Source organism: bacterium (genome assembly GCA_037200965.1).
GTDB lineage: Bacteria > Patescibacteriota > Minisyncoccia > Phycocordibacterales > Phycocordibacteraceae > C7867-001.
The window spans coordinates 662,711-684,161 of sequence record JBBCGK010000001.1 but is presented as its reverse complement, the minus strand read 5'-3'; the positions used below and the strand labels follow the sequence as shown (position 1 = coordinate 684,161).

32 protein-coding genes and 1 pseudogene are annotated in these 21,451 nt (G+C 60.4%); 6 read left to right on the top strand and 27 right to left on the bottom strand.

Annotation, left to right across the window (positions count from 1 at the left end; all coding sequences use genetic code 11):
- The gene (map, locus tag WDN10_04005; GenBank protein MEJ0053856.1) at positions 1-777 is read right to left on the bottom strand and encodes a type I methionyl aminopeptidase; all 777 of its coding nucleotides are present in this window, start codon (positions 775-777) and stop codon (positions 1-3) included.
- Positions 774-1,361, bottom strand: coding sequence for a nucleoside monophosphate kinase (locus tag WDN10_04000; protein ID MEJ0053855.1), 588 nt, complete (start codon positions 1,359-1,361; stop codon positions 774-776). Before WDN10_04000 ends, map begins: the two co-directional genes overlap by 4 nt.
- A 48-nt stretch (positions 1,362-1,409) precedes the next feature.
- Here WDN10_04000 and WDN10_03995 point away from each other — a divergent pair, with 48 nt between their 5' ends.
- Entirely contained in the window at positions 1,410-1,976 is a 567-nt protein-coding gene (locus WDN10_03995; protein MEJ0053854.1) for a cytidylate kinase family protein, read from the top strand.
- A 68-nt stretch (positions 1,977-2,044) separates the two neighbouring features.
- Here WDN10_03995 and WDN10_03990 read toward each other — a convergent pair whose 3' ends face one another.
- The 9 genes from WDN10_03990 to WDN10_03950 form a co-directional block, all read right to left on the bottom strand.
- Positions 2,045-2,434 carry a hypothetical protein gene (locus WDN10_03990; GenBank protein ID MEJ0053853.1) on the bottom strand — a complete coding sequence of 130 codons (390 nt, stop codon included), beginning with the start codon at positions 2,432-2,434 and terminating at the stop codon, positions 2,045-2,047.
- 102 nt (positions 2,435-2,536) lie between these two features.
- A complete protein-coding gene (secY, locus tag WDN10_03985; GenBank protein ID MEJ0053852.1) occupies positions 2,537-3,811 on the bottom strand; it encodes a preprotein translocase subunit SecY in 1,275 nt (424 codons plus the stop codon).
- A complete protein-coding gene (locus tag WDN10_03980) occupies positions 3,804-4,262 on the bottom strand; it encodes an uL15 family ribosomal protein (GenBank protein ID MEJ0053851.1) in 459 nt (152 codons plus the stop codon). The genes secY and WDN10_03980 overlap by 8 nt, the downstream gene beginning before the upstream one ends.
- 7 nt (positions 4,263-4,269) lie before the next feature.
- The gene (locus tag WDN10_03975) at positions 4,270-4,893 is read right to left on the bottom strand and encodes a 30S ribosomal protein S5 (protein MEJ0053850.1); all 624 of its coding nucleotides are present in this window, start codon (positions 4,891-4,893) and stop codon (positions 4,270-4,272) included.
- Between the two features lie 6 nt (positions 4,894-4,899).
- Entirely contained in the window at positions 4,900-5,250 is a 351-nt protein-coding gene (gene rplR / locus WDN10_03970) for a 50S ribosomal protein L18 (GenBank protein ID MEJ0053849.1), read from the bottom strand.
- A gap of 9 nt (positions 5,251-5,259) precedes the next feature.
- A complete protein-coding gene (gene rplF, locus WDN10_03965) occupies positions 5,260-5,793 on the bottom strand; it encodes a 50S ribosomal protein L6 (protein MEJ0053848.1) in 534 nt (177 codons plus the stop codon).
- A 15-nt stretch (positions 5,794-5,808) separates the two neighbouring features.
- Complete coding sequence (gene rpsH, locus WDN10_03960; protein MEJ0053847.1) at positions 5,809-6,213, bottom strand: 30S ribosomal protein S8; 405 nt, start codon at positions 6,211-6,213, stop codon at positions 5,809-5,811.
- A gap of 4 nt (positions 6,214-6,217) precedes the next feature.
- Positions 6,218-6,487 carry a 30S ribosomal protein S14 gene (gene rpsN / locus WDN10_03955; GenBank protein MEJ0053846.1) on the bottom strand — a complete coding sequence of 90 codons (270 nt, stop codon included), beginning with the start codon at positions 6,485-6,487 and terminating at the stop codon, positions 6,218-6,220.
- Positions 6,488-7,493: 1,006 nt separating this feature from the next.
- Positions 7,494-7,889, bottom strand: coding sequence for a hypothetical protein (locus tag WDN10_03950; GenBank protein MEJ0053845.1), 396 nt, complete (start codon positions 7,887-7,889; stop codon positions 7,494-7,496).
- 316 nt (positions 7,890-8,205) lie between these two features.
- Between WDN10_03950 and WDN10_03945 the strand changes: the two genes are divergently transcribed.
- Positions 8,206-8,814, top strand: coding sequence for a hypothetical protein (locus tag WDN10_03945; protein MEJ0053844.1), 609 nt, complete (start codon positions 8,206-8,208; stop codon positions 8,812-8,814).
- The gene (locus tag WDN10_03940) at positions 8,814-9,605 is read left to right on the top strand and encodes a hypothetical protein (GenBank protein MEJ0053843.1); all 792 of its coding nucleotides are present in this window, start codon (positions 8,814-8,816) and stop codon (positions 9,603-9,605) included. The genes WDN10_03945 and WDN10_03940 overlap by 1 nt, the downstream gene beginning before the upstream one ends.
- Before the next feature lie 247 nt (positions 9,606-9,852).
- Here the strand turns inward: WDN10_03940 and WDN10_03935 are convergent, their stop codons facing one another.
- The 10 genes and pseudogenes from WDN10_03935 to rpsS all read right to left on the bottom strand — a co-directional run bounded on the left by WDN10_03935 (position 9,853) and on the right by rpsS (position 13,904).
- Positions 9,853-10,266 carry a hypothetical protein gene (locus tag WDN10_03935; GenBank protein MEJ0053842.1) on the bottom strand — a complete coding sequence of 138 codons (414 nt, stop codon included), beginning with the start codon at positions 10,264-10,266 and terminating at the stop codon, positions 9,853-9,855.
- A 134-nt stretch (positions 10,267-10,400) separates the two neighbouring features.
- Complete coding sequence (gene rplE / locus WDN10_03930; GenBank protein ID MEJ0053841.1) at positions 10,401-10,961, bottom strand: 50S ribosomal protein L5; 561 nt, start codon at positions 10,959-10,961, stop codon at positions 10,401-10,403.
- 22 nt (positions 10,962-10,983) lie between these two features.
- Positions 10,984-11,190: pseudogene (gene rplX, locus WDN10_03925) on the bottom strand (50S ribosomal protein L24).
- A gap of 10 nt (positions 11,191-11,200) precedes the next feature.
- Positions 11,201-11,578 (bottom strand): 50S ribosomal protein L14, encoded by a 378-nt coding sequence (rplN, locus tag WDN10_03920; GenBank protein MEJ0053840.1) that lies wholly within the window; start codon positions 11,576-11,578, stop codon positions 11,201-11,203.
- A 4-nt stretch (positions 11,579-11,582) separates the two neighbouring features.
- Positions 11,583-11,858 (bottom strand): 30S ribosomal protein S17, encoded by a 276-nt coding sequence (gene rpsQ / locus WDN10_03915; GenBank protein MEJ0053839.1) that lies wholly within the window; start codon positions 11,856-11,858, stop codon positions 11,583-11,585.
- Between the two features lie 2 nt (positions 11,859-11,860).
- On the bottom strand, positions 11,861-12,067 hold the full coding sequence (rpmC, locus tag WDN10_03910) for a 50S ribosomal protein L29 (protein ID MEJ0053838.1): 207 nt from the start codon (positions 12,065-12,067) through the stop codon (positions 11,861-11,863).
- A gap of 5 nt (positions 12,068-12,072) precedes the next feature.
- Complete coding sequence (gene rplP / locus WDN10_03905; protein MEJ0053837.1) at positions 12,073-12,492, bottom strand: 50S ribosomal protein L16; 420 nt, start codon at positions 12,490-12,492, stop codon at positions 12,073-12,075.
- Between the two features lie 9 nt (positions 12,493-12,501).
- Positions 12,502-13,218 (bottom strand): 30S ribosomal protein S3, encoded by a 717-nt coding sequence (gene rpsC, locus WDN10_03900; protein ID MEJ0053836.1) that lies wholly within the window; start codon positions 13,216-13,218, stop codon positions 12,502-12,504.
- A gap of 11 nt (positions 13,219-13,229) precedes the next feature.
- Positions 13,230-13,550, bottom strand: a complete 321-nt coding sequence (gene rplV / locus WDN10_03895; protein ID MEJ0053835.1) for a 50S ribosomal protein L22 — start codon at positions 13,548-13,550, stop codon at positions 13,230-13,232.
- A 3-nt stretch (positions 13,551-13,553) separates the two neighbouring features.
- Positions 13,554-13,904 (bottom strand): 30S ribosomal protein S19, encoded by a 351-nt coding sequence (rpsS, locus tag WDN10_03890; protein ID MEJ0053834.1) that lies wholly within the window; start codon positions 13,902-13,904, stop codon positions 13,554-13,556.
- Between the two features lie 208 nt (positions 13,905-14,112).
- Here rpsS and WDN10_03885 point away from each other — a divergent pair, with 208 nt between their 5' ends.
- The 3 genes from WDN10_03885 (at position 14,113) to WDN10_03875 (ending at position 16,410) form a co-directional block, all read left to right on the top strand.
- The gene (locus WDN10_03885; protein MEJ0053833.1) at positions 14,113-14,562 is read left to right on the top strand and encodes a hypothetical protein; all 450 of its coding nucleotides are present in this window, start codon (positions 14,113-14,115) and stop codon (positions 14,560-14,562) included.
- A 104-nt stretch (positions 14,563-14,666) separates the two neighbouring features.
- On the top strand, positions 14,667-15,452 hold the full coding sequence (locus tag WDN10_03880) for an RsiV family protein (protein ID MEJ0053832.1): 786 nt from the start codon (positions 14,667-14,669) through the stop codon (positions 15,450-15,452).
- A gap of 148 nt (positions 15,453-15,600) precedes the next feature.
- Entirely contained in the window at positions 15,601-16,410 is an 810-nt protein-coding gene (locus tag WDN10_03875) for an IS1595 family transposase (protein MEJ0053831.1), read from the top strand.
- Positions 16,411-16,427: 17 nt separating this feature from the next.
- Here WDN10_03875 and rplB read toward each other — a convergent pair whose 3' ends face one another.
- The 6 genes from rplB to tuf all read right to left on the bottom strand — a co-directional run bounded on the left by rplB (position 16,428) and on the right by tuf (position 21,225).
- Positions 16,428-17,276, bottom strand: coding sequence for a 50S ribosomal protein L2 (gene rplB / locus WDN10_03870; protein MEJ0053830.1), 849 nt, complete (start codon positions 17,274-17,276; stop codon positions 16,428-16,430).
- 6 nt (positions 17,277-17,282) lie between these two features.
- Complete coding sequence (locus tag WDN10_03865; GenBank protein ID MEJ0053829.1) at positions 17,283-17,687, bottom strand: 50S ribosomal protein L23; 405 nt, start codon at positions 17,685-17,687, stop codon at positions 17,283-17,285.
- A 2-nt stretch (positions 17,688-17,689) separates the two neighbouring features.
- Positions 17,690-18,448: a 50S ribosomal protein L4 gene (gene rplD / locus WDN10_03860; protein MEJ0053828.1), complete on the bottom strand. Its 759-nt coding sequence runs from the start codon at positions 18,446-18,448 to the stop codon at positions 17,690-17,692.
- Between the two features lie 8 nt (positions 18,449-18,456).
- Positions 18,457-19,089 carry a 50S ribosomal protein L3 gene (gene rplC, locus WDN10_03855; protein ID MEJ0053827.1) on the bottom strand — a complete coding sequence of 211 codons (633 nt, stop codon included), beginning with the start codon at positions 19,087-19,089 and terminating at the stop codon, positions 18,457-18,459.
- A gap of 455 nt (positions 19,090-19,544) precedes the next feature.
- On the bottom strand, positions 19,545-19,925 hold the full coding sequence (gene rpsJ / locus WDN10_03850; GenBank protein MEJ0053826.1) for a 30S ribosomal protein S10: 381 nt from the start codon (positions 19,923-19,925) through the stop codon (positions 19,545-19,547).
- Between the two features lie 97 nt (positions 19,926-20,022).
- A complete protein-coding gene (gene tuf / locus WDN10_03845) occupies positions 20,023-21,225 on the bottom strand; it encodes an elongation factor Tu (protein MEJ0053825.1) in 1,203 nt (400 codons plus the stop codon).
- Positions 21,226-21,451: the final 226 nt, after the last annotated feature.

The following is a 21,451-nucleotide window of genomic DNA, read 5'->3' as shown; positions in this document are numbered from 1 at the left end:
TTATACCTCCCCCGGCCTTCTCGTAAGTACAACAGTTTCCTTCTCTTCTATCAAAATAGTGTGCTCGGAGTGCGCGGCGGCGGAGCCGTCCTTGGTGCGGTAGGTGTAGCCGTCCTGAGAAAGGACGACGGACGCCTTCCCCAGAGTCGCGATGGGCTCGAGCGCGAGCACCATGCCCGGCACGATATCGACGCCGTCGCCTCCTTTGCCGTAGTTCGCGATGAAAGGCTCCTCATGCACATGCTCGCCTACCCCGTGTCCTCCAAGGACGCGCACGATCGCGAAGCCCGTACCTTTGTATGCTTCGCCGATCGCACGGGAGATATCGCCCGTGCGGTTGCCGGGCCTTGCGGCGGCGATACCCGCTTCAAGGGCCGCGTCCGTCGCGGCGATAAGCTCGAGAAGCTCGGGTTTCACCTTCCCCACGGGTACCGTAACCGCGGAGTCGAGGATGAGGCCGTGGTGAGTAAGCCCGAGGTCGAGGCTTACGATATCGCCCGTCTTGAGTTTCCTCGAAGGACTTGGAATGCCATGCACCACTTCGTCGTTTATCGAAACGCACAGCGTTGCCGGAAACGGGCGCCGGGCGCCTTCCGGCTGATAGCCGAGAAATGACGGCTCGTCACCGAGGTCGCGTATGAGCTTCTCGGCCAGGTCATCGAGCTCTTCGGTCGTTATTCCCGGCACGACCGCACGCGCGACCTTGGCAAGCACTTCGCCTATGCGCCTGCCTCCTTCCACCAGGTCTTCCCGCTGTTTCGGCGTACGTACGATCATGAAAGTTCCAGGGCGCGCGCGATATCCGATGCGATCTGTTCGGGAGCCTTCTCTCCGTCGATATCTATGAGCGCGCCTCGCGTCCTGAAGAAATCCAGAACCGGCTCGGTATGGGTGCGGTAAACGTCGAACCGGCCCCGTATCTTCTCATCAGCATCGCTGTCGGGACGATGTTCCGTCTTCGCGCGCCCGAGCTGCCTCGTAAGGGCGGAGTCTTCGGATACGGCGAGGTGTATGACTTTGTAGGGACGCCCGAGCCACGCAAGCACTTCGTCCGCGAGTTCCGCCTGCGGAAGCGACCGGGGGAAGCCCTCGGAAACGAGCCCCTGCCCGGGGAGAAGCGAAAGAATCGCTTCCTCGAAGAAATAATCGGCGATCCAGTCCGGAGAAAGCTTGCCGCGGTTATAGTCGTCGCGTATGCGCTCGCCAAGCGGCGTAGCCTTCAAAATAAGGTCTTTGAAGTGGTTGCCCGAGGAAAAAAGCGGCCAGCCAAGGCGTGCGGCAAGCATGTGCGCCTGCGTACCCTTGCCGGATCCAGGCCTGCCGACGAATAGCACCGCGCCCAGGGCGCCTGAGTCTGTCATACGGGGAGTGTAGCAAAAAAGGCTTGGTGCGGCTATAATCACGGAAACGTGAAGCCTCAAATCATCACGATCGCGGGTTCTATCGGTAGCGGTAAATCTTCCACGGCCAAAGCGGTCGCCGCCGCACTCGGGTACGAACATTTCTCCTCGGGCGACCTGTTCCGCCAGATAGCCGCGGAGCGCGGCCTTTCCATCGAGGCGATGAATCTTTCGCTTGAAGAGCGCAACGATGTCGATCACGGAGTGGACGAACTCCTGAAAAACATGAACGGGAAGGAGAAGCTCGTCATAGACTCCCGGCTTGCCTTTCACTGGATTCCCGAATCATTCAAAGTGTTCCTCTATGTCGATCCGCAAAGCGCGGCCGAAAGAATTTATGCCCATATTCGCGATCAAGGGAGGGTGAGCCAGGAAGGATCCTCAGCTGCCGAGATCAGGGAAAATACGGAAGTCAGAACGGCAAGCGAGACGCGGCGCTATTCCGCACTCTACGGAGTGAACGTGTACGATACAACCCAGTTCGACGCGGTTATCAACACGACGCACAATAATCTGGAGACTGTGGTCGCTATGGTGCTTGGCGCCTTTCGCGGCTGGCAAAGCGCTAGTGCGTAAAAACAAACAAGGGCCAGCCGAATGGCTGGCCCGCGGACTTTCGAACGATACCTGAGAACCGATAACGCTTATCTCAGCCTGAGATTGAATTCGCGGTCGACCAGCATGTAATCCGGCGTGCGTTCAATGACAACGCACAGGTAACCGCACACCACCGGCATGCCCGAATCCGGGCTTGCGAACACACTCGACAGGTTCGGTCGGTTGTAGACTACCCCCTCTCTTTGTGCCTGTGCCTTTCCTTTTTCGTTGAAGACGATATAAAAAGGCGAGAGCACGGGAAATATCGAACGGAGCTTCTTCACACTGATCGTGCCGTCATCGTTCAGGCACGACCGACGCGCTTCTTCGAGCACCCGAGGAAGTGAGACCGCATCCCGGCTATGTTGGGGCAAAGGAGACGGTACGGGCTTTTTCGGTCTTGCGCCGAACCCGAACAGTTGGAGCAGGGAGAGCATGGGAACCTCGCAAACTTGGTATCTGCGGCAAAAATATAACGATTCGCTCTCAATGTCAAACAGCCGGAGCACGCTCCGGCTGTTTGACGATAGGTAGAGTTTTTAATACTCCCGAAGCGATGCCTGCGCGTCGATCTTCCGTACGAGATCGAGAATGACCTGCACCGCGATGAGGAGGGCCGTACCGCCGACGAGGAAGGCCGTGACGCCCGTGAGCCCCTGGATGATGAACGGCACGACCGCGACGAGGCCGAGGAACACGGCGCCCGGAAGCGTGATGCGGGAGACGACGGCGCTGATGTAGTTTTCGGTCTCGCGGCCGGGACGGACTCCGGGGACGAAGGCTCCCGACTTCTGAAGGTTCTCCGCGACGCGTTTAGGCTCGAAGGTGATCGAGGTATAGAAATACGTGAAGAGGACGACGAGCGCGAAGTACGCGGCGCCATAAGCCCAGGGGTTCGCGATGAAGGCGGCGAACCAGGCGTTCGCGCCGACGAAGAAGGAAATCTTCGCCGCGGCGAGTATCGAAAGCGCCATCTGCGGGAGAAGCAGGAGCGAGAGCGCGAAGATGATCGGGATCACGCCCGCCTGAAGAAGACGGAGCGGGAGATAGGTCGCCGCGCCGCTCGTGAGCGCCGCGCCGCGGACCGCCCGTGCGTACGCGATCGGGATCGAGCGCTCCGCCTCCGACACTACGACCACGGCATAGACGACCGCGAGCGCGAGCGCCCCGAAACCGAGATACGCCGGGATGTTCGCCGCGGTCGCGGTGAAGAGGAGCTGGGAAAGCTCGGACGGGAAGCGCGAGACGATGCCCGCGAAGATGATGAGCGAGACGCCGTTGCCGATACCGAATTCCGTCACGAGCTCTCCGAGCCACATAAGAAGGAGGGAGCCCGCGGCGACCAGAAGCACGTTCGCGACAAGCCCCACGGCAGAGAGCGGCTCGATGATGCCCTGGCTCTGAAGGAGGAAGAGGAACGCGACGCCCTGGATGAGCGCGAGCGGGATGGTAATGATGCGGCTCCACTCGATGAATTTCGCGCGGCCCGCCTCGCCCTCTTCGAAATAGAGGGCCTTGAGGCGCGGGGAGACCGCGGTCCCGAGCTGCATGATGATGCTCGCGGTGATGTAGGGGCCCACCCCGAGCATCACGATCGAGAGATGCGAGAGCCCGCCGCCCGAGAAGACGTTCAAAAGGCCGAAGAACTGGTTGTTCGCGAAAAACTGCGTGAGCGCATCGTGGTTGACACCCGGAATCGGAATCGCGGCAAGGAAGCGGAACGCGGCGAGCGCGGCCACGAGGAAAAAGATGCGGGTGCGCAACGCCTCGTCGCTGAAGGTGAGCTTGAGCTTGTGATAAAAGGCGTTAAGCATGGGATACGAGCGAGCCGCCCGCAGCCTCTATCGCCTTCCTGGCGCTCGCGGACGCTTCGCATCCCGAGATGGAGAGCGCCTTGGTGAGCTCCCCGGTGCCGAGGATCTTCACGAGCGGGGCGCGGCCGGAGAGGGCCCGGACGAGACCCTTCTTCACGAGGATCGAAGGGGTGACGGCGTCGCCCGCGGCGAACGTCGCCTCAAGCGCGGCGAGATTGACCGGCGCGTATCCGCCGCGGTCGCGACGGACGGTGCGGCTGCGGTTCCTGCCGTATCCGCGGCGCTTCGGGAGCTTCTTGATGATGTCGCGCATCTCCGGCCGTATCTTGTGGCCCGCACGCGCGGTCTGGCCCTTGCCACCGCGTCCGGAAGTCTTGCCGCGCTTGCCGCCGCGTCCGACGACGGTGCTTTTCGGGCGGGAGTGATTCGATTTGAGGTTGTTGAACTGCATGGAAATGTTATGAGCGGGTGCGGAGCTTCTTCAAAGCCGCTACCGTCGCGCGGGCGATAGTGAGCTTGTTCTTGGTGCGCGAGAGGATCTTGGTGACGACATCGGAGACGCCCGCGAGCTCGAGCACGGTGCGCATCGCGCTTCCGGCGACGAGACCGCGGCCCTTCGACGGGATGACCGCCACCGTCGAGGACGCGTACTTCGCCTGGACCTCGTGGCGGATGGAGCCCGAGTCGGTGCGCGGCACGGTGAACATATGCTTCTTCGCGTCGCGCGTCGCCTTGTCAATCGCGAGCGCGGTGTCCGCGGCCTTCCCGAGTCCGACGCCGACCCTCCCCTTCTTATCACCGATTACGACCGCGACGCTGAAGTTGAAGCGGCGGCCTCCGGCCATGACGCGCGCCACGCGGCGCACGTCGATATTGACCGAGTCGAACTCCCCGCGCTCGCGGGGAAGGCGGTTCGAGCGGCGCTGGCCCCCGGGGCCTCCGCGCCCGCGCGGAGCGCGGCCGCGAACCGCGGTCTTCTCGGGCGTAGCCGCAGCTTCCGCCTCAACGGCGGCTTCGGGCGCCGCTTCAACCGGCGCGTCCTGTACTTCGGTCTCGGGAGTCATGATGGTGTCGTCAGCCATACCGTATCAGAAGGAGAGGCCGCCTGCACGCGCGGCGTCCGCGAGGCTCTTCACCTGCGCGGCATACGCGTATCCTCCGCGGTCGAAGACGATGGCCGAAACGCCGAGTTTCTTCGCCCGCTCCGCGATCGCCTTGCCGATAGCCGCGGCCTGGAGCGACTGCGCGCCCGGGAATTCCCTGCCGTGCGCCTGCGCGATCGTCTTTCCCGCCGCGTCGTCGATGAGCTGCACGGAGACGAACTTGTTCGAGCGGAAGACCGCGAGGCGCGGGCGCTCCTTGGTGCCTTTGACGCGCGAGCGTACCCGCTTGTGGCGGCTCATGCGCTGGGTCCTCTTGGTTGTCGCTATCTTGGTCATACGAAAATATTAGACTGCCTTCTTCCCCTGCTTCCGGAGGATCTTCTCGTCCGAATAGCGGAAGCCCTTGCCAAGATACGGTTCCGGCGGCTTCACGGCACGGACGACTGCCGCGAACTGGCCGAGCGCGTCCTTGTCGGGACTGTCGAAATGAATCGTGTTCTTCTCGATGGTCGCCGTGATGCCTTCGGGAACCGGAAGCTTCACCTTATGCGAGAAGCCGACCGAGAGCACGAGCTCCTTCCCCGCAAGCTCGACCTTATAGCCCACGCCTTCAAGGATAAGGCTCTTCCTGAACGGCGTCACGACGCCCGCAGCCATGTTGCGCACATGCGCGACGAAGGTGCCCGTGAGCGCCTTGGAGAGCTTGCTGTTGTTTCTTGGCGAAACCTGCACGCCTTCGGGAGTCACTTCGATCGAAACGAAGGAATGGACCGGGCGCGTGAGCGTTCCCTTGGGGCCTTTGACCGACAGCACGCCGTCAGCCACCGAAACCTGGGTGGAGGAAGCGAGAACGACGGGCTTTTTTGCGAGGCGTGACATACGAAAATAAAAGAATTACCAGATATCGAAAAGGGTTTCTCCTCCGGCCTGCTGCTTCCTCGCCTCGCGGTCCGAAAGGATTCCCTTCGGGGTCGAGAGCACGCGGACGCCGACTCCGTTTTTGACGCTGTGCGCGTCCTTCCCTGCGGCATAGAGGCGGCGGCCGGGCTTCGATACGCGCTTCACGCCGTGGATCTTCGAGACGCCCTGCGCGTCATAAGCGAGTACGACGTCGAGCGTGCGCTTCGCCGGGGTCTTCTCGTTTGCGATAACGTCCACGCTTTCGACGTACCCGAGCGCCTTGAGCTTCTTCGCGATCGCTTCGAGATGCGCCGAATACGGAAGCGAGACGGACGGCTTCCGGACCGCTCCGGCATTGTTGAGTCGCACGATGAAATCTCCGACGCGGTCCGTGATCATACGCTTACCACGACGCCTTCTTTACGCCCGGAATCTTCCCTTCCCTCGCCATCTCGCGGAACTGGATGCGGGAGAGGCCGAACGCCCGGAGATACCCGCGGGAGCGGCCGGAAACGGCGCAGCGGCTCTTCAAACGAACCGGGGAGGAGTTCCGCGGGAGCTTCTGGAGGCCCTCAGAGTCACCGGCAGCCTTAAGAGCCGCGCGCTTGGCGGCGTACTTTTTGACCAGTTTCGCCTTCTTGGCGTACCGGGCAAGCTGGGAGGTTTTAGCCATACAAAAATAGCTCCGCGGAGCTTCAGGACACTGTATCAAATAGGTTACGGGGCGTCAAACAGGAGCCCTGCTTGGTCGAGCGGCCAAGCGGGATAATCTTTCGTCAGACGGCCTAAACAACTTTACCGAAATCACGAACTTCGCGAAAATGGATGAGAACGAGGTCCGCGCCTGCTTTGCCCGGGGTTCAACCCGCGTCAACGCTAAATCATAGCTTAAATCCGAGCTTGAAACGCAATGCTTCTGTCTTCAAGCCCGAATGGTATCCATCATTCGGGCCTTCAACGCATCATCACTTGACACGCGACGAGCGGGTGTTTCTGTCCGCGCTTCTGCGCGCTGACCGCCCGAACAGATCACCGAAGAGGGACGCATCATATCCGACGAGACCATACCGCGGTCGGACGCGACCGTGCAAGGTTTCTGGCCCGTGTTGACCGAAAGAGGCGGGTTCCTTGCGGGCGCGGCTCGTGTCTGACGACGAAACGAACACGGTGCACCAGGAAGCGCGAGGAGCGCTTCCTGATCTTCCTGCACATACCATCACGTACGATCGTGGTACCGGGTTCACGCTCTGGCAGTTCATTGAGCGCGATACCAATGCCCGGGTATACTTCGCCCGTCCCCATCATCCCTGGGAGCGGGGTGCATGCGAGAACAGCTGCGCCGGTTCTTTCCCGAGGACATGGAACTCGGAGCGCTGTCCCAGCGACAGGCTGACCGCGTGACCTGCCTTCTCAATCACCAGCCTCGCAAGTGTCTTCGCCGGAAGACACCGCGCCGAGGGTTTGGAAGGTGTTGCGATTGAGGACTGGTTCAAGCGCAACTACGGCTTGATGACATTGCACAAGCCGAGGACGTGCCGGATCCTTGATCGTACCAGCCGATATCTCGAACGGGAAGGACACTATATATATATCCGGCGGCGTCGAATATATCCAAAAGACCCCACGCCGAATTGCGTGGGGCCGTACCTGCGTGCGAACCGAGTCCTTGACCGGAGGCTTCAGCCTCCGTTCGGAACCGATGTCTGCTGTCGGTCGGACAGCGCGATCGCGATGCCGAGCAGCGGGGAGACGAAGAAGATGATGCCCAGCATCGTCGCGAGGCCCTGATGCCAGTACGCGAAGTAGTGAGTGAGCGACATGAGCGCAAGGCACGCGGCCGCGGCTCCGAGAAGCAAGCCGATCCTCGCGATTTCTTTTCCTTGTGATCCGCGACGGGAGAAGAAGAAAACGACGCCCCCGATGCAGACGCACGTCCAGAAGGAGAAGTTCGCGAACGACAGGGTGCCGCCCGGGTCAACCCGGGAAGCGCTCTCGAACACCGCCTCGGGGCTGAAGGCCAGGGCGATGCCGGAGAGGGAAATGACGGCCATGATAGCCAGATAAATCTTGTTCATGATGTTCCTCCATTGGTTCCGAGCTGAAAAGAGCGGCCCGAACGCTTAAGTAACGTTAGCACATACAGTATTATCTGTCAATACCCTGGAATCATCCAAGGTATTGAACCATTACGGAAAACTTGACAAGATATGATATATAGTATACACTCTTAGATAGATACGTCCCTTGAAAACAAGGCTAGGGGCGGTTTCAGCGCTCAGGGGCTCACTAAAGTGGGCTGTTGCGCGCTGAAACCGCCACAATCGGGTGGAGGTAAGGCTGTTGAACCTGGGGCTTCGCTAAGGAGTGAGGGGTTCATAGAAAGGAAGTGTCATGCCAAAACCTGTCACGGCCACGGTGCTCTTCGGGGCGCTCGGTCAGATCGGCGAGCTCGTTCGCGGGCAAACCGGCGCAGACCTGAATGAGCTGCTCGCCGCGGTGGTCAAGCCCGCGCATAGCAGCAGGCTTGAGCGTGTTCTCGCAGAGCTCTCCGGGCTCTATAGCGAGATCGCGACCACGGCGCGGATCGACCCGCCGAAAGGCGGCAAGGCCTGCGCGGTGAGGATCGCGATCGGCGGTGAGGACAAAACCCTCATGCTCGTCCGCTTCGGCGATTCGGGCAAAAACGGTCGGCTCAGGCCCGGGCAGATCGAGGAATACGGCCAGAAGGCCAGCCTCGTTCCCGCACCGGTCGAGTATCGAGACGCATTGTTCGCAGAGCGCCCGCGGCTCGCGGACGATCTCGGGCACGACCCGCGCATACCCGACGGCAGCTTCGTGGCGTTCGTCACGGAACCGCTCAACGGCAATCCGGCCGGCCTCATCAACTACTTCTATTCCTCCCTCTGCAGCCTCAAGAATTCGCAGGGCTCCGTCCCGACCGAAATCTCGTGGCACAACTGGGTCGCGTTCGTCGCGGCTCCGAGCAAGGAGGACGTGTGATGGCTGAATACCAATCCCGAAGAATCGAAGCAGTCGCCGCCTACGGACGGACGCTGAACGCGGATGCGAGGAACGCACTCATGGCGCTGCCTCGGCTTAACCGGATCGAAGAAATTCGTAGGCATGTTCCGCTTCTCGAACCCTTCGACCCCAATTCCCTGAGCCAGTGGAGATGCTCTCTTCCCGGGAAATTCTCGGCTCAGAAAGGGTGGCAGTGTGTCCGCAAAGTGCGCACTGTGAACACGTACCATGGTTATGCCTACAGCACGACCTATCGAGCATGGTACGGGCAAAAATTCCCCCGCAAAGTACTCGAAGGTCTGGAATGGGTAAATTGGCTGGACTGCTTCGCCGACATCGAGGTCTGGATCAGTCAGTCTCTTCCCGAGTATCCCAAGTATGAGTCCGGCGCATTCGGCACGAGCGGGCCGAGCCTGCTCGTGGGCCGAGCTCACGATGGCCGGGTATATCCTCTTGCCGCGTGGGATGAAGGACCGGGAAGCGAACTCCCGATCGCCGAATCCCTGTTAACCTCGTATCGGCGCAAAGAGAGCGAGAGCAACGGTTTAACGGCTGTCAGCTACGTGCTCGGTGCTACGGGCTTCATATACCTTGCCCTGTGTGTGTGGGCCGGGGAGGCTTTGGACATCGGTTCCTTCGGCCCGGGCGTGGCCGTATGCATCATCTCACTCGTCTTATACATAATCGGCAGGAGTTCTGATAGGCGAAAAATCGACAACTGGCAACGGAAATCGATACCGCGCGCGATGAGCATCGACCCCAAAACCTGAACCGGACATACTAAGCCTTGTTTGAAAAATCGACCTCCGGTCGAGCCCCGCAAAGCAACCAAGCTTTGCGGGGTTTCCTTTAGGATATTGGAACAATTCTGCTGCCAGAAATTAGCACTTGCAGGACTAATTCGTAAAAAAGGTATGTATAACTTAGTACGTCAAATTCACTCGTATGTACCTGATATAGAATGGTGACCCATACACACGATGGGCGCGGCGGAAAGTTCCGCCGCGCCCTGTCCGGTTATACCAGACCGAATTCGATATTTGGTTTCCGTTTGACATACATGCACCTCGTCTTCGCACGGGTCCACGGGATATTGATTTCGATGGAGTCGCTGTTCTCGCGCTCCATCCTCCGGAGAATGACGAGAAAAAACACAGCCTGCGAGCGTGCACGGGCGTGGCCCAGTCGACGCATGAGCTCGAGACTGGTGAACATACGGTCTCGTGCGCAGTCCTCTTCATGGCCAACCGAGTTTTGGCCCGACCAGAGGACTTGGGCAAGATTGAACATTCCAGCCCCCGGAATCGTCCAGCGCGGAGTTCCGTCCGTATCCTTTCCGGCAAGAAGCGCCTGCCTGATCTCATTGCTGGCAGTATGCTCGTATCTATTACTCATCCAGAACAAATCCTCAAGATCACAGACAAACCGCATGACACATCTCCTTGATGCCATCGGACGCTCGACGTGGATACCGTTAACGTCACTATCCGAGAATGTGAAGTATCCGAATATATGATACAAAGAGCCCTGACTCCCGTCAAGGCTCCCTGCATTTTAAAACTTTTTTATTTCTTCCCCTTCTTCTGCTCCTCAGCCGGGCGAAGCGGCACGCCAAGGTGGCGGAAGAACGCATCGGCCTCCTTCTTCGACTTCGCGGTCGTGACGATGGTCACGGCAAGCCCGAACACGTCCTTGAGGTCCTCGTCGGAAGTCTCCGGGAAGATGGTGTTCTCGCGGATGCCGATCGTGAGGTTGCCCATGTCGTCGATCGCGGTCGCGGGAAGGCCGCGGAAGTCCCTGGTTCTCGGCAAGGCAATGTGAATGAGCTTGTCGAGGAAATCGAACATGCGCGCCCCGCGGAGCGTCGTCTGGTATCCGACCGTATCGCCCGCGCGCATCTTGAACTGCGCGATCGACTGCTTTGCCGCGCGCGGTGCCGCCTTCTGGCCCGTGATGCGGGCGAGGCGCTCGGAAATGAGTTCGAGCTGCTTCTTGTCGCGCTTCTTGCCGACTCCCGAGGAGACGACGACCTTCTCGATGCGCGGCGCCTGCATGCGGCTCGTATAGCCGAAATCAGCCGAGAGAGCTTCGAAGGAGGTCTGCTGTTTTTGTTTGGAAAGCATCATAGGAGCGGGATTAGACCTTCTTTACGTTCGACGCGTGTATCGGGCGCGGAGCCTCGGTGATGCGGCCGGACTGGCCGCCCTGCCCCTTGCGGTGGCGCTTGGCGACCGCGACGCCTTCGACGACGACGCGGTTTTCCCTGGGGATGACGCGCACGACCGAGCCGGTCTTGCCCTTGTCCTTTCCCGTGATCACCTGCACCTTGTCGTTCTTTTTTATCTTCATTTTCATATGTAACTAGTTAGACGACTTCGGATGCGGCGGACGCGATCGACGCCCAGCCCTTTTCTATGAGCTCGCGCGGCACGGGGCCGAAGATGCGGTTCCCCTTGGGACCCATCTCCTTGCCCTGCTTCTCGATGAGCACGACCGCGTTGTCGTCAAAGGAGACGTACGAGCCGTCGAGGCGGCGCAGCGGCTTCTTGGTGCGCACGACGATCGCCTTGAAGACGTCCTTCTTCTTGACCGCCTTGCGGGGTTCCGCCGACTGGATCGCGACCACGACCGTGTCGCCGATATAGGCATAGCGGCGCTTCGAGCCCCCGAGCACCTTGAAGATGCGAGCCACCTTGGCTCCGGAGTTGTCTGCGACGGTAACGATGGTCTGCGGCTGAAGCATAGGATTATTCGGTATCGCCCGAAGCGGCCGCGAGGTCGATGCTTGCGATCCTGAACGACTTCAGCTTCGAGATCGGGCGCGTCGCGACGATCGTGACCTTGTCGCCGACCTTCGCCGTGTTCCCCTTGTCGTCGACGAGGAATTTGGTCGTCTTCACCTGGAACTTCTTGTATTTCGGGTGCTTGACGTAGCGGTTGACCGCCACCGTCGCGGTGTCCTTCATGGCGGTCTTCACGACCGTACCGCTAAACGTCTGGGGCTTTTTGTTTGGAGTATCCATAATTATTTTGCTGCGATGCGGCGCTTGGAGAGCTCGGTCTCGATCCGCGCGATCACCTTCCGCGCGGCCTTCGGCTCGTTGGTATCCTTCGGGCGCGATCCCGCGGAGGCAAAGCGGAGCACGCGCAGTTCCTCGCGCTTCTCGCCGCGAAGCTTCGTGAGCTCCGCCGTCGGGGTGTCCTTGAATGTCGGTTTGGTTTTCTTTGCCATAAAATTTATCGGGCCACGACGGTGGTCTTCAGGGGAAGCTTCGCGCCGGCCCTCCGGAGCGCGTCGCGCGCCGGGGCGTCAGCCACGCCGTCAAGCTCGAAGAGGACGCGGCCCGGGCGTACCTCGAAGACGAAGTGCTGGGGGTCGCCCTTTCCGGAACCCATGCCCACTTCCGCGGGCTTCTTGGTGACCGGGCGGTCGGGGAAGATGCGGATCCACATCTTACCCCCCTTGCCCGTTACGCGCGAGAGCACCTTGCGGGCCGCCTCGATCTGGTTGCTCGTGACGCGCGAGGAGGTCGTCGCCTTAAGGCCATAGGCACCGAAGGCGAGCGTGATACCGCGGGTCTCGGGGCGAAGGAGGCGCGCAGGGCTCTTGCGCTGCGTCTGCCACTTGCGGTGCTTTACTTTTTTGGGAAACAGCATGGCAAAGGATTAGACGGGCGACTGGGCGGGACGCGCCGTGCGGGCTTCCGGGCGCGAGCCGCGCCCTTCGCTTCCGAGCACCTCGCCGCGGTATATCCAGACCTTGATGCCGATCACGCCGTACGGAAGATGCGCCTTCTCGTTCGCGAAATCGATGTCCGCGCGGAAGGTCTGAAGCGGAATGCGTCCCTTCTTGATCTCTTCCTTGCGCGACATGTCCGCGCCGCCAAGGCGTCCCGAGATGGTGATGCGCACCCCGACCACGTCGCGCACCGCCATCACCTTCTCGACCGTCGACTTGAGCACGCGGCGGAACGGCATGCGCTTCTCGAGGCCTTCGGCGACCATATAGGCGACGACCGCGGCATCGGTCTCCGGCTGGCGGATCTCGACGATATCGAACGAGACCTTGCGGCCATGTCCTTTCGCGGTCTTGGCGACGAGGTCCGTGAGTTCCTTGCGGAGCTTCGCCGCGTTCTCGCCCGAACGGCCGATGATGAGGCCCGGGCGGGCGCTGTGGACGACGATCTTGAGTTCGTTCGCGGTGCGCTCGATCTCGATGCCGCTCGTATAGGTGCCGCGCAGTTTCTTCACGAGAAACGCGCGCAGCGCCTCGTCGACGCGGATGTTCTCGCGATAGCTCTTCTTGTCGCCCGCGAACCAGCGGCTCTTCCAGTCGCGGATGATGCCGAGGCGGTGCGCGTAAGGATGTACGGTGTGAGTCATGGTATGTAAATCTATGCGAGGGTGACCGCGACGCGACTCTTCCGGTGCCGGATCGTCGCCGAGCGGCCCATCGCGCGGGCGCGGAAACGAGTCAGCATCCCCGAGCTGTTGACCTCGATGTTCTTGACGACCAGCTTCATCGGCTCCTCGACGCCCTGCTGCTTCGCGTTTGCGGCGGCGGACTTGATGAGCTTCGCGATGGGCTCGGCAGCGCGCTTCGGGAAGAAGGTGAGCGCGGCGAGAGCCGCCTCGACGGTCTTCCCCTTCACCATGTCGGTGACGAGGCGGACTTTGCGCGGGGCCTGGTTGTATCCGGTGAGTTCGGCTTTCATGGATTATTTCTTTGCCGGGGCCTTGGCAGGAGCGGCTGAGGCGGCCTTCGCGGACGCGATCTCGGACTCCTGGCGCTTCTGCTCGAGCTCCTTCTGCATCTTGCCTCCGTGCCGGACGAACTTCTTGGTCGGGGAGAATTCGCCGAGGCGGTGCCCTACCATCTCCTCGGAGACGAGCACCTCGAGGTGCTTCTGTCCGTTATAGACGCCGAACGTGAAGCCGACCATCTCCGGGGCGATCTGGGAACCTCTCGCCCACGTCTTAATCACCCCGGCGGTAGCCGGTTTCTTGTCGCGAAGCTTCTTTATGAGCTTCGCGTCCACGTAGGGACCTTTCTTGAGCGATCGGGACATGAGTAAGGTAAAGCCCGCGCATAGCGCGAGATAGGTGCAAGATACAGGAGCCGGGATAAAGAGTCAAATCGTACCGTTTCAAAAGAGCTCGTACTTGCAAGGCCGTTTTAAAACGTAGACAAAACACATTATACTTGTATGATTCTATGGTTGACCTGGTGCTGCGCGCCTTGCTACTCTGGAACGGCAATCACAGCAGGAGGCCGAGATGGCCGTCAAAAAGAACCTTCCAAGCGCTATCCGGAGACTCGACCTCGGGGCAGTGGAGCACAAACTTGCCTTGCGTCTTACCGAACCGGTCGCAAAGATGTGCGTTCTCGGTTTGCGCCGGTTCTACACGCTTTGCCGCGAAAATCCGCGCAAATCTCTGGCACCGTCTCACATGATCGACTGGGCCTGGCATGAACATATCCTGATGACGAAGAAGTACGCTTCGGACTGTCAGACGGTCTTCGGCGGTTTCCTCCACCATCAGCCTGAACTTGAGCCGAACGCAAGCTCCCGCAGAGGGTACGCGAGAACCTCGAAGCTCTATTTCGCGCGCTTCGGCGAAGCCATGCCCGGAGAAGAGGCGCGAAATTCCCGAAAGAGAAAAGGGATAAGACACGGAACGTGCAAAAGTTGCAAAACCTGCGGGACAGGTCCCTGCAAATCTTAAGCCTTCGTTGGGGGGCCCGGGTGGCATTACCGCCCGGGCCCTTTCATTTGGCTATTCCGGAGCCCTTCATTTTTCCCTGATATGCGGGTGCTACACTTTCTCGCATGAACACCACTTGCGAACGGATCGCGCTCGGTGCGGTGCTGGTTGCCATACTTGCCTGCCTTCTCTGGTACATGGCCGAGAATCCGGCACCCGGAGTGGCCCCTGTCCCTTCCGGGGAAAATGCAACTACGACCTCCAAGACGGTTGCGGACCACGCCGACTACTACCTCATCGACGCCATCTATCCCGCATCAACCCCGCTTCTTGTAACCGCCGGGGCGGAGGCGGACGCACATGCGGCAAAGGTCATGGAGACATGGGTACTGGCCGCGGAAGCGGAATTCAAGAACCAGAACCGCCTCGGAAACCTTACGGAAGAAGATATAAAACTTCAGGAACTCGGGCCTGATAAGAAATACGCGCAGGATATCGAGTATGCGGCATATGCGTCACCCCGTACGCTCTCCTATGTCTTCAGTATTTACGAGGATACGCTCGGTGCGCACCCCAACAGCTACTACCGCACGTTCACATTCGATTCCACGACCGGCAAGGCACTCCAACTTGGCGATCTGTTCATGCGTAGCGCGCCGTATCTCGACGCGCTCTCCAGAGCATCGCGGGCATTCCTGTACGCAGCGCTCGGGGAGTACGCGCTTCCGGATTTCGTCGACACCGGAACGTCGCCGGACGACGCGGGAAATTTCCAGTTCTTTGCGCTTGACGGTACCGATCTCCTTATTTTCTTCCCTCCTTACGCCGTCGGCCCGTATGCCATAGGTCCGCAGACCGTGCGCCTGCCGCGTTCCGATTTCGCGGACATCTTGAAGCCCGAATACCAATAAGCCGGAAAGAAAAAGCCCCGCCGGTCTGGCGGGGCTTTTTCTTTTGTAAAGGGTAATCCCTAACTCTGCCACCACATATCTTTGAAATATCCTTGCGTGAGGCTCTCTGACGGGCACAGTGGTGCAATACCTAATAGTGCCACCATATATGCCCGCTCCTGTATGTCCGTATTGCGCCTTCCGCCGTGCCTGGAAACTCCGCAGGAACAAACTGAAGTGCAGGCGGTGCAGACGCGAGTGGAGCGGGCACGCAGCTCCAGTTGAGGGCATCCGCAGCACGGAAGCCGAGTGGCGGAAGTGCATACGTGTCTTCCTCAGGGAGCGGACGATCAAACGTATCGTTGAGGAGACGGGAATACCGCATTCGCGCGTGGAGCGCATGGCACTCCATCTCCGTACGGTCATGACGGCTGACCAGCCAGCCGTGCTTCCCGGTCCAATCGAGATGGACGAAACGTACATCGGCGGCCAGCGCAAGAACAAACGTCTCCACATCCGGCGTCTGGAAACGAAGCGCGGTCACGGGACCGACAAGCTTCCCATCTTCGGGCTCTTTTCGCGGACCTCCGGACAGGTATATGTCGCCATACTCCCCAAGAAGCTTGATTGGAGGACCATCTTCAGCACGATCGAGCGGCTGGTGCCGGAGGGAGCGTACGTGTATACCGACGGCTTCAAAACATACCGCGGCCTCAAGAAGCGGGGGTACCGTCACGAGTACGTGGATCATGACGGCGGAGAGCTCGTACGCGGCGACGTGCATACGAACAACATCGAGGGCTTCTGGGGGCTCTTGAAGCGTCGTCTCGGATGCATCGGCGGCATGCGCCGTACGCATCTGTACCTCTTCGTCGGAGAGATCGCCTGGAAGTTCAACCGCCGCACGAAGACGCTTGCCGAGCAGGAGGAGCGTCTGCTCACGCTCGTTCAGGGCACTGGGTTTGGTGGCAGGAATTAGGGATTACCCTTGTAAAATTATCCTTTCCTCTTCTTCCCGACTTTCCTCCTCGAGACGATGAAGACGTTCGAGTACTTCTTCGGCGTGCGGCTCTTCTGGCCTTTGCCGGTCGGCTTGCCCCAGGCGCTCTTCGCCCTCCTGAGTCCGCGGCCCTGCCTTCCTTCGCCGCCGCCATGCGGATGGTCGACCGGGTTCATGGCCGTACCGCGAACCGTCGGGCGGATGCCAAGCCAGCGCGAGCGGCCCGCCTTACCGAGGTTCACGAGATTGTATTCCTCGTTCCCCACCGAACCCACCGAAGCCCAGCAAAGATCGGACACCCTGCGGATTTCGGTCGACGGCAATTTAACCTGAGCATAGCCCTGGTCGTGCGCGACCACTTCCGCGTAGTTTCCCGCAGAACGGGCGAGAAGCGCGCCTGCGCCCGGGCGAAGTTCGACGTTATAGATGAAGGTGCCGACGGGAATCTTCCCGATCGGGAGTCGGTTGCCGCTCTTAAGCGGCGCATCCTCGGCGACGATGAAGGAATCGCCGACCGAAAGACCCTTGGGCGCGAGCACGTAGCGGCGGGCGCCGTCGGCATAGAGCGCGAGCGCGATGAAGCCCGAGCGATACGGATCATATTCGACGGTCTCGATCTTCGCCGGGATTCCTTTCTTGTCGTACTTGAAATCGACGTCGCGATAGAGGCGCTTGTGCCCGCCGCCCTGGTGCCGGACGCTCACGCGGCCCGCGTTGTTGCGGCCCCCTTGGCGCTTCTTCGAGCCCATGAGCGGCTTATGCGGCTTCGCGCCGGAAAGGAGCTCCTTGTACGGGAGCGTCGTCATGGCACGGCGGCTCTTGCTGGTCGGGCGATAGGATTTCATAAGGGTTTATGCGAATTGAATGGTGTCTCCGGCCTGAAGGAATACGTATGCCTTCCGGCGGACGCTTTGCTTGCCGAGCCCGCGGCGCGTGCGCATCATCTTAAGTTTCGCCGGAAGGTTCACGATGTTCACTTTCTTCGGGGTGACTTTGTAGATGGCGGTAACCGCCGCGGCCACGTCGTACTTCGTCGCCTTCTCGGGAATGGCGAACACGTACACGCCGCGCTCGGTCGCGATAAGCGCCTTTTCCGAAAGCCACGGTGCGCGAAGCACGTCGGAGGTGCGGCCGGTCGAGGCGGAAACGCCGCGGCCGCGGGAAGACTTGAGCACGCGCGCTCCGGCGTTCGGGGATACCGTTACTTTCTTCGGCATCTTGGCCTTCTTGGGGGTTGATTTGGAAAAAATAGCCATGGTTATTTTGCGGAGCGCGCCGTGAGCGTCTTGAACGCCTCGGCAGGCTGCTCGATTATGAGATAGCGGTACTTGAGAAGCGTCACCGGGTTGAGGTTCCTGACTTCTTCGACGACGAGGTTGCCGATATTACGGAAGCTCTTCTCGATCATGAGGTTCTTGCTTCCAAGCGCGATAACCGCGGAATTCCTGGCCTTGGTCGTAAGGCGGTCGGCACCCGCGGCGGAGCCGATCGCGACGAGCGCGGCCTTGGCCACGGCGGTCTTCGGAGCGCCCATGGTGAATTTGTCGACGAAGAGCACTTCGCCGTCCTTCGCTTTCTTCGAAAGCACGGAGAAGAGCGCGGCGACGCGGAGCTTGCGGTTGATCTTCTCCTTGTAGGAGCGCTCGGAAGTCGGGCCGAAGGTGATGCCGCCGCCCCTCCAGATAGGAGAGCGCGAGGAGCCGTGGCGAGCGCGGCCGGTGCCCTTCTGCTTCCAGGGCTTCCTGCCTCCGCCGCGCACTTCGCCGCGGCCCTTCGTGTTCGCCACGACCGGGCGGGCGTTCGCTTCCATCGCGAGCGCGACCTGGTGCACCATGGCCGGGCGCCACGGCTTGCCGAAGATTTCTGCCGGAAGCGTAATGGTCCCGGCGCTCTTGCCCTTCATGTCGTACACCGTGGCCTCAAGCACCTTCGCCGGAGCAGCGGGAACGACCGCCTTCTTAGGCGCAACCTTTTTGGCATTCAGCTTATTCTTGTTTTTCGTGTTGTTGGTTGCCATACGGAAATTTATGCGCTCTTGCCGTGCATCGACGTTATCTCAAGAAGCGCGCCGCGTGCGCCCGGAACCGCTCCCGAAATGATGATCGTGCCCGCCTTCGTGTCGACCGACAGCACCTTCAGGTTCTCGACCGTAACACGGTCGCCGCCCATGCGCCCGCTCATGCGGATGCCCTTCGCGACCCGGCCTCCGGCGCGGCCGCCCGATCCGCCGATCGACCCCGGCTCGCGCTCCGAGTGCTTCTGGCCGTGCGTGCGGCGCCCGCCGTGGAAACCATGGCGCTTCACGGTGCCCTGGAAACCCTTGCCCTTGGTGACGCCCGAGACGCGGACGATGTCTCCCGGAGCGAACGTGTCGACGGAAATTTCGGAGCCGAGTTCGTGCGCGGACGCATCGTCCGTGCGGAACTCGCGGAGCGCCGCGAAGCTCTTCCCCTTCAGATGTCCTGCAACGGGCTTCGAGAGGTTCTTCGCTTTGCGGGCGCCAAAGCCTACCTGCACGGCCGAATATCCTTCCTTCTCCTTGCCCTTCACCTGAGTGACGGTAACGGGGCCCGCGACGAGGACGGTACCGGCAAAAGCCTCGCCTTTGTCGGTGAAGATCTGGGTCATGCCCTGTTTCTTTGCGAGTAGGAATTTCATGTGGCTAAAGCAAAACGCGCTAGCAGCAATCGCAGCAGCGCGAATTGCCATTGGACCGGCCAAGGGCACCGTTCGTAGCGATAGGGGCACTCTACACGAAGGCTCCGAAAGATGCAAACTCCAAGGCCGCGGGCTTTCGCCCGCGGCCTTTGTTAGGTGTGTAGCGCCGGAAGCTCACTCTCCATTTTCTGGCTTATCCAGATAGAAGAGCCGGCCCGGCTTCCCGTCGTGAGCAACCGGAGCCTCTTCATCAAGGTGAAGACCGAGTTGATCAGACGTCTTTCCGGCCTTGGGAGGTTGCCTGCCTTCAGTCTGCAACTTTCCCCACAAACGTTTCATTTGACCCATAGATCTACCTTCACAGTTGTCCCGTCAAAGCCTAGCACAGGCCCTGCCTTCAGCACAAAAAAGGAAACCGCCTACCGGCGGTTTTCTTCATTCCTTTTAAAATACGGCTACACCATCTTCACGTCGATCGTGACGCCCGACGGAAGATTGAGATTCGTCAGCGCTTCGATCACTTTCGGATTCGGGGAGAGAATGTCGATAAGACGCTTATGGATGCGCATCTCGAACTGCTCGCGCGCGTCCTTATGGACGAATGTCGAACGGTTTACCGTCCAGCGCTTGATCTCGGTCGGGAGCGGCACCGGGCCCACGACCTTCGCGTCGAAACGTGCCGCGGTATCCATGATCTGCTTTACGGAAAGGTCGAGGATCTTGTGCTCGTAGGCCTTGATGCGGATGCGGAGCTTCGCTTCGGCAGGAGGTACAGCGACATCAGCCGCCTTTTTCGAGGCGCGCTTGGGCTTCGGAGTGATCGTCGCTGCTGTCATAGAACGTATCCGCGAGTATGCACCATGGCCGCTAAAAGCGCAAGTAGAAAAGCCCCGGCCAAGGCCGGGGCTTTTCTTTTTCGAACCGATTGGAACCTTAGGCCGTGATCTTGGTCACCACGCCCGCGCCGACCGTCTTGCCGCCTTCGCGGATCGCGAAGCGGGTCTTCTCTTCAAGCGCGACCGGAGCGACAAGCTTCACCTTGAAGGTGATCGTGTCGCCCGGCATCACCATCTCCTTTCCTTCCGGAAGGGTGACTTCGCCGGTCACGTCCGTGGTGCGGACGTAGAACTGCGGCTTATAGCCGGTGAAGAACGGCGTGTGGCGGCCGCCCTCCTCCTTGGAGAGGATGTAGACCTCCGCCTCGAAGTCGGTGTGCGGCGTCACCGAGCCGCTCTTCGCAAGCACCTGGCCGCGGTGCACGTCTTCCTTCTTCGTGCCGCGAAGGAGAATACCGGCATTATCGCCCGCCATTCCTTCCTGGAGCTGCTTATTGAACATTTCGATGCCGGTGATGGTCGTCTTGGTCGTCGGCTGAAGGCCCACGATCTCGACTTCCTCTCCCACCTTCACCGTACCGCGCTCGATGCGGCCCGTCACAACGGTTCCGCGGCCTTCGATCGAGAAGATGTCCTCGATCGGCATGAGGAACGGAAGGTTCGTCTCGCGCTCGGGCTGCGGGAAGTACTCGTCCATGGTGTCGACGAGCGTCTTCACCTTAAGCGCCCATTCGTCGTTCGCATCCTTCGCTTCGAGCGCCTTGAGGCCCGAACCGCGGATGATCGGCGTGTTCGCGCCGTCGTAGCCCTGCTTCGTGAGGAGCTCGCGGATCTCTTCCTCGACGAGGTCGATGAGCTCGGGCTCCGCGACCATGTCCACCTTGTTGAGGAATACGATGAGCTTCTTGAGGCCCACCTGCTTGGCAAGGAGGATGTGCTCCCTGGTCTGCGGCATCACGCCGTCGGTCGAGGCGACCACGAGGATCGCGCCGTCCATCTGGGCGGCACCGGTGATCATGTTCTTGATGTAGTCGGCGTGTCCCGGAGCGTCGATATGCGCGTAGTGGCGCTTCGGGCTTTCGTACTCCGAGTGGTGGAGCGCGATGGTTATTCCGCGCGCCTTCTCTTCCGGAGCGTTGTCGATGTTGTCGACATTCTCGACGCGGGCCTTGTAGCCTGCGGCCGAGTTGAGGTTGAGCACATTGAGGATACCTGCGGTGAGTGTCGTCTTGCCGTGGTCGACGTGGCCGATGGTGCCCACGTTCATGTGCGGCTTGCTGCGATCGAATGCGTCTGCCATATGATTGTAAAGTTATCGGAACTGTTACCGCGCGCGCCTGCCTGCGAAGGGCAGGCGACCAAGGCGCAAGACGCGAATCGGATAATTGCCGCGGCGCGACTTCCCGCTGAAACAGCAAAAAGCCGCAGGCCTGCGTTATGTTGAATGTAACCGAACGCCCTGAAGATTGCAAGAAGCGGAAAGATGAGCAAAACCCCGGCGTGCACAGCACGCCGGGGTTTTGCCT

What these genes read in the sequence shown, in the direction of transcription:
- WDN10_03880 (MEJ0053832.1), top strand. Translation starts at nt 14,667, where the DNA reads ATGAACACCACTTGCGAACGGATCGCGCTCGGTGCGGTGCTGGTTGCC.
- WDN10_04000 (MEJ0053855.1), bottom strand. Translation starts at nt 1,361, where the DNA reads ATGACAGACTCAGGCGCCCTGGGCGCGGTGCTATTCGTCGGCAGGCCT.
- secY (MEJ0053852.1), bottom strand. Translation starts at nt 3,811, where the DNA reads ATGCTTAACGCCTTTTATCACAAGCTCAAGCTCACCTTCAGCGACGAG.
- rplC (MEJ0053827.1), bottom strand. Translation starts at nt 19,089, where the DNA reads ATGAAATTCCTACTCGCAAAGAAACAGGGCATGACCCAGATCTTCACC.
- rpsH (MEJ0053847.1), bottom strand. Translation starts at nt 6,213, where the DNA reads ATGATCACGGACCGCGTCGGAGATTTCATCGTGCGACTCAACAATGCC.
- rplB (MEJ0053830.1), bottom strand. Translation starts at nt 17,276, where the DNA reads ATGAAATCCTATCGCCCGACCAGCAAGAGCCGCCGTGCCATGACGACG.
- rpmC (MEJ0053838.1), bottom strand. Translation starts at nt 12,067, where the DNA reads ATGGCAAAGAAAACCAAACCGACATTCAAGGACACCCCGACGGCGGAG.
- WDN10_03990 (MEJ0053853.1), bottom strand. Translation starts at nt 2,434, where the DNA reads ATGCTCTCCCTGCTCCAACTGTTCGGGTTCGGCGCAAGACCGAAAAAG.
- WDN10_03875 (MEJ0053831.1), top strand. Translation starts at nt 15,601, where the DNA reads ATGCCCGCTCCTGTATGTCCGTATTGCGCCTTCCGCCGTGCCTGGAAA.
- WDN10_03980 (MEJ0053851.1), bottom strand. Translation starts at nt 4,262, where the DNA reads ATGCAGTTCAACAACCTCAAATCGAATCACTCCCGCCCGAAAAGCACC.
- rpsQ (MEJ0053839.1), bottom strand. Translation starts at nt 11,858, where the DNA reads ATGGATACTCCAAACAAAAAGCCCCAGACGTTTAGCGGTACGGTCGTG.
- rpsS (MEJ0053834.1), bottom strand. Translation starts at nt 13,904, where the DNA reads ATGTCCCGATCGCTCAAGAAAGGTCCCTACGTGGACGCGAAGCTCATA.
- rpsC (MEJ0053836.1), bottom strand. Translation starts at nt 13,218, where the DNA reads ATGACTCACACCGTACATCCTTACGCGCACCGCCTCGGCATCATCCGC.
- rpsJ (MEJ0053826.1), bottom strand. Translation starts at nt 19,925, where the DNA reads ATGACAGCAGCGACGATCACTCCGAAGCCCAAGCGCGCCTCGAAAAAG.
- WDN10_03885 (MEJ0053833.1), top strand. Translation starts at nt 14,113, where the DNA reads ATGGCCGTCAAAAAGAACCTTCCAAGCGCTATCCGGAGACTCGACCTC.
- rplN (MEJ0053840.1), bottom strand. Translation starts at nt 11,578, where the DNA reads ATGCTTCAGCCGCAGACCATCGTTACCGTCGCAGACAACTCCGGAGCC.
- rplR (MEJ0053849.1), bottom strand. Translation starts at nt 5,250, where the DNA reads ATGACCAAGATAGCGACAACCAAGAGGACCCAGCGCATGAGCCGCCAC.
- WDN10_03940 (MEJ0053843.1), top strand. Translation starts at nt 8,814, where the DNA reads ATGGCTGAATACCAATCCCGAAGAATCGAAGCAGTCGCCGCCTACGGA.
- WDN10_03945 (MEJ0053844.1), top strand. Translation starts at nt 8,206, where the DNA reads ATGCCAAAACCTGTCACGGCCACGGTGCTCTTCGGGGCGCTCGGTCAG.
- WDN10_03950 (MEJ0053845.1), bottom strand. Translation starts at nt 7,889, where the DNA reads ATGAACAAGATTTATCTGGCTATCATGGCCGTCATTTCCCTCTCCGGC.
- rplD (MEJ0053828.1), bottom strand. Translation starts at nt 18,448, where the DNA reads ATGGCAACCAACAACACGAAAAACAAGAATAAGCTGAATGCCAAAAAG.
- rpsN (MEJ0053846.1), bottom strand. Translation starts at nt 6,487, where the DNA reads ATGGCTAAAACCTCCCAGCTTGCCCGGTACGCCAAGAAGGCGAAACTG.
- rplE (MEJ0053841.1), bottom strand. Translation starts at nt 10,961, where the DNA reads ATGATGCTTTCCAAACAAAAACAGCAGACCTCCTTCGAAGCTCTCTCG.
- rplF (MEJ0053848.1), bottom strand. Translation starts at nt 5,793, where the DNA reads ATGTCACGCCTCGCAAAAAAGCCCGTCGTTCTCGCTTCCTCCACCCAG.
- WDN10_03975 (MEJ0053850.1), bottom strand. Translation starts at nt 4,893, where the DNA reads ATGGCTGACGACACCATCATGACTCCCGAGACCGAAGTACAGGACGCG.
- rplV (MEJ0053835.1), bottom strand. Translation starts at nt 13,550, where the DNA reads ATGAAAGCCGAACTCACCGGATACAACCAGGCCCCGCGCAAAGTCCGC.
- tuf (MEJ0053825.1), bottom strand. Translation starts at nt 21,225, where the DNA reads ATGGCAGACGCATTCGATCGCAGCAAGCCGCACATGAACGTGGGCACC.
- map (MEJ0053856.1), bottom strand. Translation starts at nt 777, where the DNA reads ATGATCGTACGTACGCCGAAACAGCGGGAAGACCTGGTGGAAGGAGGC.
- rplP (MEJ0053837.1), bottom strand. Translation starts at nt 12,492, where the DNA reads ATGCTGTTTCCCAAAAAAGTAAAGCACCGCAAGTGGCAGACGCAGCGC.
- WDN10_03865 (MEJ0053829.1), bottom strand. Translation starts at nt 17,687, where the DNA reads ATGGCTATTTTTTCCAAATCAACCCCCAAGAAGGCCAAGATGCCGAAG.
- WDN10_03935 (MEJ0053842.1), bottom strand. Translation starts at nt 10,266, where the DNA reads ATGCGGTTTGTCTGTGATCTTGAGGATTTGTTCTGGATGAGTAATAGA.